The organism is Steroidobacter cummioxidans (assembly GCF_003104955.1).
Window position 1 is genome coordinate 1 of the sequence record NZ_LSRW01000021.1, and the last position, 12948, is coordinate 12948.

Here is a 12948-nt window from a genome sequence, read left to right on the forward strand (position 1 = left end):
TGCCGCTGCGTTACAAAGCTTGCCCGTATCGACATACGGGCTGCGCTTTGCGCCTTGCTGCAGGCGATTGGAGGCGCAACGCAGCCCACCCAATGAGTGTTAACAGGCCCTAGTTTCGCCACGGGCGCGGTCGAGACCGCGCCCGTTTCCTGCCGTCGAAATCATTCAGCTAAAGATTTCGACAGCCCCGCCCGCGCGTCGCGCCTACCGTGTCGTCCATCTTTGGCGATGGATGGAACGTATGACGCAAAGAATTCGCAATCGCGCTGCGCTCATGGCGGCGCTGCTCGCCAGCCCACCTTTGTTTGCAGCCGATCATCTCGACACGCCCAGTGTGATTGCCGATCCACGTGCCGATATCGGCGATCTGTATGCGTGGACATCTTATGACGCACGTCGGCTGAATCTGGTCATGACGATCGTCGGGCACACCTTCTCGGACCAGCTCGAATACGTGTTCCACATCGATAGTGGCAAACGTTTCGGTGACACCACGGCAAGCGTCGACATCGTGTGTCGGATCGCCAGCGCCAGCAACGTCCTTTGTAAAGCGGGTCATGCCGATGTCGCCAGCGGCGACGCGCGCGACCCGAAAGGTCTGGAAGGTCGGAACAAACGCCTGCGCGTTTTTGCCGGGCTGCGCGACGATCCATTCTTCAACAACGTGAAGGGCACTCGAGAAGCCTATGCCGTGGCGGCGGACGCAATAATGGGCAGCGCCAGAACCGATGCGGCGGGCTGCCCGGTATTCAGCGCGGCCGTCTCCAGATCGATTCTGGAAACCTGGCGACACACCGGTGGAGGGCCAGCCAAGAATTTTCTGGCGGGCTGGACGCCGGCGTCGCTGGTCGTCTCGGTGGATCTGAGCGTGGTCAATCGCGGGGGCGCGATGCTGGGCGTGTGGGCGACGACCATGCAGGGTGACAAACAGATCGATCGCATGGGGCGGCCGCTGACCGGCAATGCGCTGTTGGGCTCGTTTACGGATGAGGATGTGAGCGATCGGCTCAAGGAACGTTACAACAGCGCGACTCCCGCCACGGCCGCCGAATTCATTCCCGAGATGGAAAGAACGTTAGCCATCTACGATGGCTTCGATGGTCAGTGCGGCAATCAGCTGCTCGCGGATCCGAAAGCCGCATCGCCGGCGCGATATCGTGCGCTTGCCACCGTGCTCGCCGATGACCGGTTGTGGATCAACAGCGAATCGACGATCTGCGGCGAGTTCTTCTCGGTCGAATTCGCATCGCTCGGGGCCGATCCGTCGAAAGTGATCTATTGCGGCGGACGGACACCGACCGAGGATGCCATCGATGTCTATCGCTCGGTGTTGTCGCTGGGGCAGGCGAAAGGCATCGATGACGGCGTCGATCGCGATGAGCGCGAGCATTCGATCAGCGACTTTCCATTCCTGGCGGCACCGTGAGGCGGGCACCCCTCGAGCATCGCTGCAGGATCACGGCTGTGTTTCTCGCTTTAGTGATCTGCGCCTCCGCGGCGCACGCGCATGACTTCTGGATCCAGCCCGCGGCTTATTGGTCCGATGCGGACGCATCGATTCCGATCACGTTACAGGTCGGGCACGGCGCGCAGCGGCAGCGATCGCAGATTCGTTCAAATAGAATCGCGCGCCTGGTCGCATTCGCCCCGGACGGAGCAGCACGAGATGTGCGTTCCGATTTACAGCTGCGCGGTGCGAATGATGACGGTCGTCTGCGCTTCGTGGCGCCGGGAACGTATGTAGTCGCGCTGGAAACCGATAATCGCGGGCGAAGCGCGTTGCCTGCGCAGCGTTTCAACAAGTACGCGCAGGATGAGGGGCTGACGCCAGCGCTCGAACACCGGCAACGCACGAGCAAGATGGCCGCGGATGCCGCCGAAAGCTATCGCCGTGTTACGAAGGCGATCGTTCAGGTTGGAACAGTAGCTGCGCAGTCTGCGGGCAACGTCACGACACCGCTCGGACTGCCACTGGAGATTGTTCCGGAACGCAATCCGTATGCGGCGCCCGGGGGCGACTTGCCCGTGCGTGTGTTTTTTGACGGTGAGCCGTTGGCGGGCGCACTGGTGAAGCTCACTCGACTCGAACACGACGATGCGCCGGTCGAGGAGCGTCGGACGGATCAGGCTGGCCGTGCCAGTTTCTCGGTGCTGCCGAGCGGCACCTGGTTGTTGAATGTGGTGTGGACCCGGCCGGTGACCGCGCCGTCCGATGTAGACTTCGATACGACCTTCTCCAGCCTCACTTTCGGCTTTCCATGACGGCGCTCGCCATACAGGACTTGCTGGACAGTCAGACCGTCTCGATCCGGGACGTCGTTTGCGATGGCAAGTGTCGCCACAAAAGTGCGGAGGAGTGTCCCAGTGCCACCTATCTGGTGTTTCCGTATCGCGGTGTCTACATGCGGCACCTGGGCAGTAACGACGCTGTCGCCGAAGCGAACCAGGTCTTGTTTTTCAATCGGACGGAGAGTTATCGCATCAGCCATCCGGTGCAGGGCGGCGATGCCTGTCTGTCGATCGCGGTGCGCGAAGAGCTATTGCGCGAGCTGGCGCCGAAACAGCATCTGCATGACAACCCTGCGGTGATGTTTCGTCGGCAGCGCTGGCAAGTCGATCCGCGAGCGCAGGTGCTCGTCGCGCTGCTGCGCCATAGCTTGTTGAATCGTTCGATCGAAATGCTGGAAGCCGAGACGCTGACGTTGACGCTGATTCGCCGCGCGCTGGGTGAACGCGCCTCACATGCAACGCGCGCAACTTACGGTCGGCAGAAACTGGTCGACCGAGCCAAGCTGGTGCTGTCATCCGAGCTGTCGCGTCGTTGGACGCTTGGCGAAATTGCCGCGGAGGTTGGCGTATCGCCGGTCTATCTGACCCAGGCGTTCGCACAGGTCGAAGGCGTGCCGCTATATCGATATCAATTGCGCCTGCGATTGGCTCGCGCGCTGGATCTGCTGGGCAGCTATGACGATCTGTCGACGCTCGGGATGGATTTGGGATTCTCCAGTCACAGCCATTTCACGGCAGCGTTTCGGCAAGCATACGGTCGTACGCCGGCACAGTTTCAACGCTCCGCCAGTTTGCGCTGACCGCCAGCCTGCAGCGAGCTTTGAAAGTTCACGCTGATACGAGGCTCGCTGAGCTGCGGCAGTTTGGGCACGCCATGCACCCAATCCTGCTGACATCGACCGCCCATCACGATCAGATCGCCTGAGTTGGGCGCGAACGAGAGCGATGCGCCGCCAGCGCGCGGTTTCAGTTGAAAGCGACGCGTCGCGCCGAGGGTCAGGACCGGCACGATACATTCTGGTTTGCGGCACGAGAACCGGTCGCGATGCCAGCCGGTGCTGTCATCGCCGTTGCGGTAGAGGTTCAGCCACAGGCTGTCATAAACGACGCCGTAATGGCTCGACAGGGCGGTTGCGGCTGCCACGAGCATATCGTGAGGTACGCTGCCCAGACTGCGATATTCGGCAGTGAGTCGCGGCTCCAGGAATCGCTGTTCGAACAGTGTGCGGTAGTGCTGGCTCCACGGCACTGCCGTTGCGAGCGTATCGAACAAGCGTTCGGATCCCGACATCCAACCCGGCACGAGCTCGACCCATGAGCTGTCATCCAGCGCAGTGCGCCGGGCACTGGCGAAGCCCGGATCGATGGCCAATGCCCCGGGGCTCGAAAACAGATCTTCCTGCTGGCGCAACGGCTCGATCTCAGTAGCTAACCCACGTCTAGCTGAACATTCCAACGGCGCGCCGCGCTGTTGAAATCTTTAGCTAAAGATTGTGACAGCGCCCCGGCCGCGCCCCGGGAAGAATGCACCCAGGTCATGAGGTGGAGGGCGAGAGCGTGAACTACAAGACCTGTGCCGCATGCGACTGCATGATCGAAGGCCCGGCGATCACAGTGACAGTGGGCGGCAAGACCGTGGAAGTCTGCTGCGACGACTGCGCCAGGACGTTGAATGAGGCTTATGCACCAATTTCGAGCAGCGAGCCGGCCGGAACCTGAGGGGCTGGAAACGGGTAAGGGGAGCCCGTCGGGACGTAGGCAAGTGCCCTCCGGGAAGGGCGTATCGGGGCGTCAGGCTTGATTATTTGAGTAAATAATGCGGCGGAGGTGGCCGGGACCCCTGCCGTGCCTCTACAATGCGCGCCGTTTTTGCCCTCCCACCGGTCCCCCGCGTGTCCACTTCCCAGCTTCGTAACATCGCCATCATCGCTCACGTCGATCATGGCAAGACCACCCTGGTCGATAAGCTTCTGACACAGTCGGGCACACTCGATGCCCGCAAGGCTGTGCCTGAACGAGTCATGGATTCGAACGCGCTCGAAAAAGAACGCGGCATCACCATCCTCGCCAAGAACACCGCGATCCGCTGGCGCGACTATCGCATCAACATCGTCGACACCCCCGGTCACGCCGATTTCGGCGGCGAGGTCGAGCGCGTGCTGTCGATGGTCGATTCGGTGCTGCTGCTGGTCGACGCCGTCGACGGCCCGATGCCGCAGACCCGCTTCGTGACGCAGAAGGCGTTCTCGCACGGTCTGCATCCCATCGTCGTCATCAACAAGATCGACCGCCCCGAGGCTCGTCCGAGCTGGGTGCTGGATCAAACGTTCGATCTGTTCGACAAGCTCGGCGCGTCCGAGTCGCAGCTGGACTTCCCGGTCGTGTATGCGTCGGCGCTCAAGGGCATCGCCGGCAATGCGCCGGACCAGATGGGCACCGACATGACCGCTTTGTATGAAGCGATCGTCAAGCACTGCCCGCCGCCGGACGTGAACGAGGACGGCCCACTGCAATTGCAGGTCAGCCAGCTCGATTACTCCAACTACGTCGGCGCGATCGGCATCGGCCGTATCAAGCGCGGCAAGATCCGTAGGAACAGTCCGGTCGCGGTCATCGACAAGGATGGCAAGGTACGTAACGAGCGCATCGTGCAGGTGCTCGGCTTCCTCGGTCTGGACCGCGTGGAAGTGGAAGAGGCGAGCGCCGGAGATATCGTTGCGTTCGCCGGCATCGAGCATCCGCAGATCTCCGACACGATCTGCGATCCCGCCAAGCCCGAAGCGCTGCCGGCGCTGGTCGTCGACGAGCCGACCATCAGCATGACGTTCGAAGTGAATACGTCGCCGTTCTGTGGACGCGAAGGCAAGTTCGTCACCAGCCGTCAGATTCGCGAGCGATTGCAGCGTGAAGTGCGCCATAACGTGGCGCTGCGTGTGGAAGACACCGGCGATCCGGACAAATTCCAGGTCTACGGCCGCGGCGAGATGCACCTGGGCGTGCTGCTCGAAAACATGCGTCGCGAAGGTTATGAGCTCGCGGTCTCGCGGCCGCGCGTGGTGCAGAAAGAAATCGACGGCGTGATGTGCGAGCCGTGGGAAACGCTCGCGGTCGATCTCGATGAAGGCTCACAAGGCTATGTCATGCAGGCGCTCGGCGAGCGCGGTGGCCAGCTCACCAACATGATGCCGGACGGTAAGGGGCGTGTGCGCCTCGACTACAAGATTCCGTCGCGCGGCCTGATCGGCTTCCAGACCGACTTCCGCACCATGACCTCGGGCCTGGGTCTGATGCATCACATCTTCGATCACTTCGGTCCGGTGCTCGACAAGGAAGTGGGTCAGCGCCAGAACGGGGTGCTGATCTCGAACGGGCAGGGCAAGGCGCTGGCCTATGCGCTGTTCAGCTTGCAGGAACGCGGCAAGCTCATGGCCTCGCACGGCGATGAAGTGTACGAAGGGCAGATCATCGGCATTCACAGCCGTGACAACGACCTGGTCGTGAACCCGCTGAAGGCCAAGAAGCTCACCAACATACGCGCCGCCGGCCGCGACGAGAACCTCATTCTCGTGCCGCCGATCCGTTATTCGCTGGAACAGGCGATGGAATTCATCGCCGACGATGAGCTGGTCGAGGTGACGCCGAATAATATTCGCGTCCGCAAGCGCCTGCTGAAGGAAAGCGACCGCAAGCGTGCCGGTTACAAGTCGTCGTCCGACGATTCCGACGAGTAATGAACGAGGGCGCCGGTGCGGGGCACCGGCGCCTGTCCCAAAAACGCAATCCGGTCTGTCCCATAGGACATAACCCGCAAAGCACGCTCAGTGCTTTGCCCTGCTTTCACATAAAACCGGGAGCTGTTTCACACCTCCTTGGGCGTCAACGCCTTACGATGACTCGCATCGGTAGTGGTTCACACTAACAAGCGGGGACGAGCACGAGCGCACCGTCGTGCAACGTCATACAAGGCGACATGCATCGACTGCTCGAACAGCAAGTCAGGGAAGCGACGCGCTCCGACGGTGAGCTTGATCTAGGCAAGCTGCTTGCCGCGGTCGGTGCTGCCTATAGCAAGACCGATGAGGAACGCCGGGGCATCGTGCGCTCCATGCAGCTGATGTCCGATGAGGCGACGGCGCTGACGCGCGAGCTGCGCGAGAGCACCGCCAGCCAATTGCAGGCCGTACTCGATCACGTCAAGGACGTGATCATGACCGTCGACGATGCCGGCCACATCGCGTCCATCAATGCCACCGGGCAGCGGGTGTTCGGCCATGCCGAATCCGACGCCATCGGCCGTCCGTTGAGTTTCCTGTTGCCGCAAGTGACGGCAAAACAATCGATCACCGCCGAGCTGGAGCACCTGGCGGCCCGTCTCGACGATACCCAGGTCGACCTCGCGCCCCACGAAACCCTCGGTCAGCGCAGCGACGGCACGCAGTTCTCCGCCGAGATCGCGGTGAGCAAGACCAGGATGAACCGTCGCGAAGTGTTCGTCGTCTGTCTGCGAGACACCAGCGATCGCAAGATCGCGGAAGCGGCGTTGCGTGACAGCGAGGCTCGCTATCGCACGCTGGTCGAGCATGCACCGGAAATCATCGTCGTCGTCGATCTGGATCAGAACCGGCTGGTCGATGTGAACGAAAACGCGGTGCGGTTCTTCAGAATGGATCGCGAGGCGCTGCTCAAGAGCAGTCCGGATACGTTGTGTCCGCCGCATCAACCGGACGGCGCGCTGTCATCGCACGCCAACCGAGCGCAGCTGGATCGCACGCTGGCGGGTGAGGCGCCGGTGCTCGAATGGATGTTCCGCGACAGCTTCGGCAACGATATTCCTTGTGAAGTGCGCTGGGTGCGGCTGCAATCCCACGGCCAGTGTCTGGTTCGCGGCAGCATTACTGATATCACCGAACGTAAGCGCGCTGAATTGCTGGCCGCTGGCGAGCGGCGCGTATTCGAGCGTCTCGCTGCCAATGTCGATCTGCGGATCACGTTGCAGGCGATCACCGATGTGGTCGAGCGCGTCGCGCTGGATTGTGTGTGCGCGATTCGCATGCTCGACGATGCGGGCAAGCATTTGAATCTTTGCTCGGGTCCGCGCTTGCCGGCGGTCTACGCGCAGGCGATGGAAGGCATCGGGATCGCGGCACGCAATGGTTCATGCGCGGCGGCGGTTTATCTACAACGACAGGTCATCGTCGCGGACATTGCCCGCGATGCATTGTGGGAAAACACTCGCGATGCCGTGCTCGCGGCCGGCTTGCGTAGCTGCTGGTCCACGTTGATCCACTCGTCCGACGGCCGCATTCTTGGCACGTTGGCGCTGTACTTTCGCACGCCGAAAAGCCCGCTGCGCCGGGATTTCGAATTGATGTCGCGCATGACACAGCTGGCCGGCATCGCGATCGAACGACGCGTCGCTGAAAACGCGCTACGTGACAGTGAAGCTCGCTATCGACGCCTGTTCGACAACGTCATGGAAGGCGTCTACAGCTCGACCAGCGATGGACGCTTCGTTTCGGTGAATCCTGCGCTCGCTCGCATGATTGGCTATTCATCGCCAGCCGAATTGCTCGCGCTGCCGCCCGCGAGCATGTATCGCGATCCGGCCGAGCGCGATGCCATCATCGCGACCATTTCAGCGCGAACGGCGAAGGTTTCGCAAACGCCGAGTTTCAAAATGCAGCGCCTGGATGGCACGGTGCTGAACCGTGAATCGAAAAAAAAGCGCTCGCGCGGTCCGCGACAAAAGAAGCGGGCAAAACTGATCGGCTAACGAAGGCACGATCTCCGATATCAGCGAACGCAAGCGTGCCGAAACCGCGGTGTTCGAGGAGAAGGAGAAGGCGCAAGTTACCTTGCAGTCGATCGGCGACGGCGTCATTACCACTGACGCCAATGGTTGCATCGAGACCTTGAATCCCGTCGCCGAGAACCTGACGGGGTGGGAAGGGGCCGAGGCGAAAGGCAAGAAGCTGCAGGAAGTGTTCAACATCCTGAATGAAGCGACTCGCGAGCCGCTGGAGGATCCGGTCACTCGCGCGATTCGCGAAGGCAAGGTGATCGCGGTCGCAGACCACACGGTGCTCGTGAATCGTCGCGGTCAGGAAATCGCGATTCAGGATTCCGCTGCGCCGATTCGCGACCGCAGCGGCAAGATCATTGGCGCAGTCATGGTGTTCCATGACGTGAGCAAGGAGCGACGGCTGCGTCGTGCGCTGGCCTATCAGGCGAGCCATGATGCGTTGACCGGCCTGATCAATCGTCGCGAGTTCGAGAACCGTCTCAACGAAGCGTTGTTGACGGCCCGCTCGGACGAGGGCACGACGCACGCGCTCATGTATCTGGATCTCGATCAGTTCAAATTGGTCAACGACACCTGCGGACATCAGGCGGGCGATCGGCTGCTGAAACAGATTACCGGATTGCTTCAGACCCGCATCCGCACCAGCGACACGATCGCCCGTTTGGGTGGCGACGAGTTCGGTGTGCTGCTACAGGATTGCACCGCCGATCGCGCGGCGAAGATCGCCGATAACCTGCGGCAGGCGATTCGCGAATATCGATTCGAATGGCAGGACGGCGCCATGAACGTCGGTGTCAGCATCGGCATCGTCGAGATCAACAGCTCCAGCGAAAGCATTGCGAGCGTCATGGCCGCGGCCGACGTGGCGTGTTATGCGGCGAAAGATTCGGGACGCAATCGCGTCCACATGTATCAGTCCAGCTCGGCACCGGAGCGGCATCGCGAGATGCAGTGGGTGTCGCGTCTGACGCGCGCCTGCGAGGAAAACCGGCTCGAGCTCTACTATCAGCCCATCGTGCCGATCGGCGCGACTCGCGACACGCGTGGTCATTACGAATTGCTGCTTCGCATGCGCGGCGAGCACGGCGAACTGGTGCAGCCGGCGGAATTCATTCCAGCGGCGGAGCGCTACAACGTGATGCCGATGATCGACCGTTGGGTCGTGAGCCAGGCGCTCGGGGCGCTCGCTCATTATCGCGCCGATGGTGATCCGCGCCACGGCTACACACTATCCATCAATCTATCCGGCACGTCTTTGAACGACGATCGCTTCCTGGAGTTCCTGATCAACGAGCTGCAGACCTACGATCTGAGCCCGGGCGCGGTGTGCTTCGAGATCACCGAGACCGCAGCGATCTCCAATCTGGCCAACGTCGTTCACTTCATGCGTGAGTTCCGGGCGCGCGGCTGTTTGTTCTCGCTGGACGATTTCGGCAGCGGCCTGTCTTCGTTCATGTACTTGAAGAATCTGCCGGTGGACTTCCTGAAGATCGACGGCTCGTTCATTCAGAACGTGACCACCGATCATGTCGATCGCAGCATGGTCGAGGCGATCACCCAGATCGGCCGCGCCATGGGCCTGAAGACCGTTGCCGAACGAGTCGAGAGCGCCGAGGTGCTCAAGTGTCTGGCGGACATCGGCGTCGAATACGCGCAGGGAATCTATATCGCCATGCCGGAGTCGGTGGAGTCGCTCAGTCGCATCACTCGGACGCATCCGCAGCTGCGCCTGGTGCACTCGGCGTAATCACCCTCAAGATGACTGGGGCGCTCGTCGGTAATAGCGGTACTTGCCCGATTTTTCGCGAGGCACGAGCGCCACGCGCTCGATATCGACCTGACAGTTCTCGCCGAACGTCGAGTGCACGATCTGCCGTAGCTGCGCAGCCAATTCCTCATTGAAGCCGGCCGCGCTTTCGACCAGCACGTTCCAGTGCGCCGCATTCTTCTGCTGAAAGAGTACCTGCGCGACCGAACCGAGCGGCGCCAGTGAAAGAAACAACTGCAAGCGGCGCCCCAGCTCCGAGCCGTGGACCAGCTTGCCATCGGCCGTGACAAACATGTCGGCAGCTCGTCCTACGAGCTCGGATAGCACGGGATGTGGCAGTCCACACGGGCAGGGGTCTGGCGAGATCCGTCCGCGGTCGCCGATGCGACAACGCACGAGCGGCATGGCGCGATTGAACAATGACGTGACCACCAGATCGCCAAACTCTCCCACCGGCGCCGGCTCATCGCCGTTGAATATTTCGAGATAGATGTGGTCCGCCATGATGTGACGAGAGCCGGCGGGGCACTCGTGCGCAATCGGACCCATCTCAGTCGAGCCGTACGACTCGAACACCCGCGCACCAAGATGTTGTGCGATCTCGTCGCGTTGAAACGGATAGACCTGTTCGCCGCCGAGTTTCACGAACGGTGCAAGCTGCGCCGGCGCTTCTGGCCGGTGTGTGCGCACGTGGCGAGCGAGCTGAGCAATCGCAGACGGAAGCCCCATAACGAGCACTGGACGTTGCTGCAGTAAATAGCGTGTGGCCCGCTCGAGCTGATTGAAGGTCAGGTTCTTGGTTGAGAACACCCGACAGTTGCGCACCCAATCGAGCATCGGGTGACCGCCGCCCCACAGTAGCAGGGTGCGGCTGCCGGTGGGAATGCCGAACCAGTGCATGGAGCGATATTCCTGCGCCCAACTCCAACCGCCCGCGTTAGGGTTATATAGGACGGTGACGACTTCGCCCGTCGAGCCAGAGCTGTGTCGTGCGAAAACACCTGGCGTGAAAGCGCGCGCCCTTAGCTGCGCGCGATGCGTGATAAGCATCTTGCGCTCGAGCACGGGCCAGTGACGCAACTCATCGGCGTCGGCGCGCGACAGTGATGTTTGCCATGCGCCTGAAGAGTAGAGCGGCACCTGCGTGCGAGCATAACTCAGCGCGTCGCGAAGCAGCCTACGTGTAAGGTGCTCGAACGATGCACGATCAAACCTCTCCCAAGTCTGCAAGCGGCGCACGAACGGACCGACATGTCGGCCGCGCATCGATTGCAGCACGTAGTAGAGGTTTTTGTGGAAGCGTTGTTCGGCTATGTGGTTCACGTGTTATGAATGCAGCCATACCTGCGACTGTTCCGGCGCGTTACGATAGATTCAACGAATCGGGGATGGTTTATGAAGCTGCATATCGAGCCGAAGATTCGTGTGGCTTTGCAGCTCTGCGCGAGCGTCGGGCTGCTTGTGTTTCTGCTGTCACGACTCGACTGGCAGCGAAGCCTGGTGATGATCCGCGGTGCCAATCCGTTGTTGCTGGCATCGATCCTCATGGTGCACGCGGCGGACCGCGTGTTGATGGCGCTGAAGTGGCATCAACTGCTGCGGGTGCTCGATGATCGGCTCGAGCGCCGGAGCGCGATCGCCGTCTATTACGAGAGCACGTTCATCGGCTTTGCCTTGCCGCTCGGTGGCTTCGGTCCGGACCTCGTGCGCTTCGTGCGGCTGCGGGGCCGGGGGATCGATTCGCACGTGACATTGTCATCGATGGTGATGGAGCGGCTGAATGGCGCGATTGCGACGCTGGCGTTCATCACGGTGGGCTGTGTCGTGCTCGCCAGACTCGCGCCACCCCCGGGCTTGCAGCATTTTGCGCTCATCTCGGCCATCGTTGCCGGTGTTGCCGGCCTGATTGGCGCAACGTTGATCTTTTATCCAGCGCTCGGCCGCGCGCTCATCCGGCTCTTCAGATTGCCCGCGTCCATCGAGAGCGGCCGTTTTGCCAAGTACGTGGAGGCCGCTCGCGCTTACTCCAGGAAACGTCTGACGCTTGCCATCAATCTTGGGCTGTCGATGATCGAGCAGACCATGCCGGTCTTCACGATGTGGATCGGGTCGCACGCGCTCGGTGCGCCTTTGCCCTGGCTGGTCTGTCTGGCCGTCTCACCGGTCGCCGTTGTCATTCAGCGTCTGCCGCTGACCTATGGCGGGTTGGGGCTACGCGAGGGCAGTGCGGCCGCATTGCTCGTTGCGCTCGGCTACGACTACTCCACGGCGCTGGTTCTGTTGATGACCCTGGTTGTGATGTTCTTGATTTCTTTGTTGCCCGGCGCCATTGTGCTGGCAACGGCCGGTCGCCCTTTGCCCAAGCGCGCGTCAGCATAACGACGGAGGAAAAAATGACAGCGCCTTCCTGCTTCAGCAAGCGCTTCACGGAGGAGTGGCTGTTTCGCGCCACCCTGCGGAATTCGCTGCGGGCGTGGGCGGCCTCACAGCGATCTTCCTGGCTGCGGGTGCCGCAGGTGCTGCATACCGACGATCGCGAGTTGCGCATCGACTATGAGTTTCTCGCCGGCTGGAATCCCTTGCATACGGTACTTCGCGATCGCGCGTTCGCGGGGCTGCCGGCGACCGAGCTGACGCACATGTTCTGGATGGTCGGCGCGGCATTGGAGGAGTTTCATCGGCGCACGCACCGGATCCACGGCGACTTCGATTTCGACAACATCCTCGTGCAACGAGGCGCCGACAGAATCGTATTCGTGGATTTCACGCCTCCGGAGTACAGCGCCTTCCGCCGCTACAACCAGGAAAATCCTTACCGGGACATCGCTACGTTCGTGCTCTTTGTACGGGCGAAATATCCACCGCAGCTGTTGTATCTGGCGTTCCGGCCGCAGCTGCGGGAGCTTGCGCGCATGTTCATCGAAGGCTACTTCCGGGATGCACCGGCCGACTACGACCGGTCGATGCTCGATCGTCACATCAATGAACTGCTTCAGAGCACCTATCTCGGCAAGACTTTCAGCGCTCGATACTTGCGGCGCAGCAGATTATTCCGAACCGATGACATGGCACCTGGCAGCTGACGGAC

Annotated in this window: 10 protein-coding genes; 8 read left to right on the forward strand and 2 right to left on the reverse strand. The window is 61.4% G+C overall.

What is annotated here, in order from left to right; translation table 11 throughout:
- Positions 1–241 precede the first annotated feature (241 nt).
- The 3 genes from D0550_RS12730 to D0550_RS12740 are packed head-to-tail and all read left to right on the forward strand — an operon-like array spanning position 242 to position 3089.
- Positions 242–1426: a DUF4331 family protein gene (locus tag D0550_RS12730; protein WP_161965798.1), complete on the forward strand. Its 1185-nt coding sequence runs from the start codon at positions 242–244 to the stop codon at positions 1424–1426.
- A 38-nt stretch (positions 1427–1464) separates the two neighbouring features.
- Entirely contained in the window at positions 1465–2262 is a 798-nt protein-coding gene (locus D0550_RS12735) for a DUF4198 domain-containing protein (RefSeq protein WP_161965799.1), read from the forward strand.
- Positions 2259–3089 carry a helix-turn-helix domain-containing protein gene (locus D0550_RS12740; RefSeq protein WP_116809577.1) on the forward strand — a complete coding sequence of 277 codons (831 nt, stop codon included), beginning with the start codon at positions 2259–2261 and terminating at the stop codon, positions 3087–3089. Before D0550_RS12735 ends, D0550_RS12740 begins: the two co-directional genes overlap by 4 nt.
- On the opposite strand, the gene D0550_RS12745 is transcribed toward D0550_RS12740, so the two are convergent.
- The gene (locus D0550_RS12745; protein ID WP_116809578.1) at positions 3065–3700 is read right to left on the reverse strand and encodes an alpha-ketoglutarate-dependent dioxygenase AlkB; all 636 of its coding nucleotides are present in this window, start codon (positions 3698–3700) and stop codon (positions 3065–3067) included. The genes D0550_RS12740 and D0550_RS12745 overlap by 25 nt on opposite strands.
- Before the next feature lie 481 nt (positions 3701–4181).
- On the opposite strand from D0550_RS12745, the gene typA reads away from it, so the two are divergent.
- From typA to D0550_RS12765, 3 genes are all read left to right on the forward strand, one after another.
- A complete protein-coding gene (gene typA, locus D0550_RS12755; protein WP_241520792.1) occupies positions 4182–6020 on the forward strand; it encodes a translational GTPase TypA in 1839 nt (612 codons plus the stop codon).
- Positions 6021–6259: 239 nt separating this feature from the next.
- Positions 6260–8062: a PAS domain S-box protein gene (locus tag D0550_RS12760; RefSeq protein ID WP_116809581.1), complete on the forward strand. Its 1803-nt coding sequence runs from the start codon at positions 6260–6262 to the stop codon at positions 8060–8062.
- 49 nt (positions 8063–8111) lie between these two features.
- Positions 8112–9839 (forward strand): EAL domain-containing protein, encoded by a 1728-nt coding sequence (locus D0550_RS12765; RefSeq protein ID WP_206606244.1) that lies wholly within the window; start codon positions 8112–8114, stop codon positions 9837–9839.
- A 6-nt stretch (positions 9840–9845) separates the two neighbouring features.
- Here the strand turns inward: D0550_RS12765 and D0550_RS12770 are convergent, their stop codons facing one another.
- Positions 9846–11183 carry a phenylacetate--CoA ligase family protein gene (locus tag D0550_RS12770; RefSeq protein ID WP_116809583.1) on the reverse strand — a complete coding sequence of 446 codons (1338 nt, stop codon included), beginning with the start codon at positions 11181–11183 and terminating at the stop codon, positions 9846–9848.
- 72 nt (positions 11184–11255) lie between these two features.
- On the opposite strand from D0550_RS12770, the gene D0550_RS12775 reads away from it, so the two are divergent.
- Positions 11256–12239, forward strand: a complete 984-nt coding sequence (locus D0550_RS12775) for a lysylphosphatidylglycerol synthase transmembrane domain-containing protein (RefSeq protein ID WP_161965800.1) — start codon at positions 11256–11258, stop codon at positions 12237–12239.
- A 14-nt stretch (positions 12240–12253) separates the two neighbouring features.
- Entirely contained in the window at positions 12254–12943 is a 690-nt protein-coding gene (locus D0550_RS12780) for a BUD32 family EKC/KEOPS complex subunit (RefSeq protein ID WP_116809585.1), read from the forward strand.
- The last annotated feature ends 5 nt before the right edge of the window (positions 12944–12948 follow it).

Coding starts and splice junctions, on each gene's coding strand:
- D0550_RS12740 (WP_116809577.1), top strand. CDS start 2,259: ATGACGGCGCTCGCCATACAGGACTTGCTGGACAGTCAGACCGTCTCG.
- D0550_RS12760 (WP_116809581.1), top strand. CDS start 6,260: ATGCATCGACTGCTCGAACAGCAAGTCAGGGAAGCGACGCGCTCCGAC.
- D0550_RS12730 (WP_161965798.1), top strand. CDS start 242: ATGACGCAAAGAATTCGCAATCGCGCTGCGCTCATGGCGGCGCTGCTC.
- D0550_RS12775 (WP_161965800.1), top strand. CDS start 11,256: ATGAAGCTGCATATCGAGCCGAAGATTCGTGTGGCTTTGCAGCTCTGC.
- D0550_RS12780 (WP_116809585.1), top strand. CDS start 12,254: ATGACAGCGCCTTCCTGCTTCAGCAAGCGCTTCACGGAGGAGTGGCTG.